General features: G+C 71.3%; 1 protein-coding gene and 1 pseudogene. Both read left to right on the top strand.

The genetic code is table 11. The features are described 5' to 3' along the window. Positions 1-1,061 (top strand): annotated as a pseudogene (locus ASC99_RS41375) (pyridine nucleotide-disulfide oxidoreductase); the annotation flags it as partial. Between the two features lie 30 nt (positions 1,062-1,091). Beyond that, positions 1,092-2,324 (top strand): putative PEP-binding protein, encoded by a 1,233-nt coding sequence (locus ASC99_RS28635; protein WP_369824252.1) that lies wholly within the window; start codon positions 1,092-1,094, stop codon positions 2,322-2,324. Positions 2,325-2,436 lie beyond the last annotated feature (112 nt).

Raw genomic sequence — 2,436 nt, 5'->3', positions numbered from 1 at the left:
GCCCGAAAGCGCTGCTGGAACCGTACCGGAATCGTGAGGAGTTCCTCGCCCGGGTCAGGACCGAGTGGGAGACGGCCTGCTCGGCGGTCGTCCAGGACCACCCCGACGTCGACCCGGTGGTGGTGGCGGAGCGGGTGGCCAAGGCGTGGGAGCCGCATCTCCCCGAGGCCATCGACCGGATTCCGTCAGCGGAACTTCGGTGTCTGCTGGACGAGTTCGGCACCGCGATCGCCGCATTCCGGGTCGGTGCGGTGGAGTACACGATGTCGGTCATCGAGCGCGCGATGCACTCGGCGGACGGGCCGGTGCGGCTGGTCGTCGGCAAGGTGGACGGGATCACGCCGGCGGAGTCGGGGCGGCTGGTCGTCTCGGTCGTGGCCCAGGCGGAGCAGCACTCCATCGAGGCCGACCTGGTGGTCTCCAACTTCGGCCGGGAGTCGGACTACAGCCGGGTCGGCCAGTCGCTCTGGCGGAACCTGCTCCGGAAGGGGATCGCCGTCCCCCACACCCGTACCGGGCGCGGCCTGGAGGTCGACGGGCAGGGCGCGCTGCTGACCCCCGAGGGCGAGCCGGCCGGACCGATCTCCGCCGTCGGCGTGCTGCGGGAGGGCGACGAGATCGTCCGGAACGGCCGCACGGGTGCGTTCACCTTCAATCTCGCCGCCATCAAGAACCACTCGATCGCGGTGGCCGCGCGCGCGATCGAACAACTGGAACTGCGGGAGGACGGTCTGGCCCGAAACATGGCTCAATTCCATGGCCATGTCAGCAACATCGAGGAAGCGACCCCGGACGGATTCGAGGAGGCTGTTCTCCTGGAGGCGAAGAGGTTGGCCACCCGGGGTCGGACCGAGCGGGAACAACTCGATTCCCAACTGGACGCCCGAATCCGGTCCGTGAGCGAACTTCTCACCCTCCCGATGGATGCTTCCCGGTACGACCGCCTGCTCAGGGCGGTCGTCAGCCGTGCAGCCGTCGAACGGCTCACCGACATCTCCGTGACGCCACGGCAGCTGCGCCGACAACTGGGACTGGCGAACGCCGAAGATCTGGAGGACTAGGTGAACGGGCGACGGATTCAGGGATTCCTCTTGACCGGTGGCGCGCAGAGCGTGCTGCGCGGCACCTGTAACCGCACCAGAAGTCCACGCGAGGGATCCATCCTCGTCGCCCCTTCCCTCGAAGCCGGTCTGTACGAAGCGATCGTGGCCGCGAGCGCGGTCGTCTGCGGTTCCGGTGGGCTGACCGGCCACATGCAGTCGCTCTGCCGGGGCCGGGGGATACCCGTGCTCCGGGTGGACCAGGCCGATCTCGCCGACCTGGTCGGCGAGGTGACGCTGCATCTGGAGAGCCAGTCGATCGTCATCGGCTCCGACTCCGGTGGCGTCGCCCTGGGCCCGGACGGCGGGAGCCCCTCGGTGGAGGATCTCGGCTCGGCGTGCGCAGTGATCGCCGACCTGCAGGACATCCGGACGGTCAACTCCTGCGGGCCGAACGCCAAGCGGGTCGAGTCCTTCTTCATCCGGGAGGAGTTCCTCTGCCTGGCGGCGGGCCTGCGTCCGCTCGACGCGCTGGACGGCGGCCCGGCCGACATCGCGGCCTACGGGCGGGCCGTCGCGGACCGGCTCTGCACCTTCACCGAGGCGCTGCTGCCCGACCAGCGGCTGGTCCTGCGGCTGCTCGACCTCCGCTCCGACCACGCCGCCGGCGTCACCGAACTGGCCCCGGTCGCGGTCGAACCCAACCCCGAACTCGGCCTGCACGGCGCCCGCTGGCTGCTCGGTTCGGCCGCCTACCGGGACGCGCTGCACGCCATGCTCGGATCGCTGCGCGAGCGGCTCGGCACCGACGCGGGCCGAGTGCACCTCTCGGTCCCGTTCCTCAACGACGCGGAGGAGTTCGCCCAGCTCAGGGCCCACCTCGAGCTACCGGCCGGCGTGGCGCTCTCCGCCTTCATCGAAACGCCGGCTGCGGTGCACGCCACCCCGGCGATCTGCGCGGCGGGCGCCGCCGAGCTGTTCGTCGGCGTGAAGGACCTGGTGCAGTTCTACCTCGCCGCGGACCGGAGCAACCACCTGGTCGCCGAGTCCTACCAGACCCGGCACCCGGCCGTCCTGGACGGCGTCCGCAGGGTGGTCGAGTCCGCCCGCGCGGCCGGCACCCCGGTCCGCGTGTTCGCCCTGGGCGCGGACCTCGCCCACTACCTCGATCACCTGCCGACCCCGGACGGCTTCATGATGTGCACCGCCGAACTCCGCCAAGTCCTCCTCCGGTCCGACCCTGACAGGTCCGACCGGTCCGACCGGACGGAGCGCGCTGCCTGACCGGCCGACAGCTCCGGGCCACCCGGCCCGGAGCCGGGAACGGCACCCCCGGATCAGGCCCCCGCCGCTCGCTCCGCCCGGGCCGAGGGCGGTCGGACCGCCGCCGAGGCCG

It is taken from the genome of Kitasatospora sp. Root107 (genome assembly GCF_001424875.1).
Classification (GTDB): domain Bacteria; phylum Actinomycetota; class Actinomycetes; order Streptomycetales; family Streptomycetaceae; genus Kitasatospora.
This window is presented reverse-complemented; position numbering and strand designations above follow the sequence as displayed.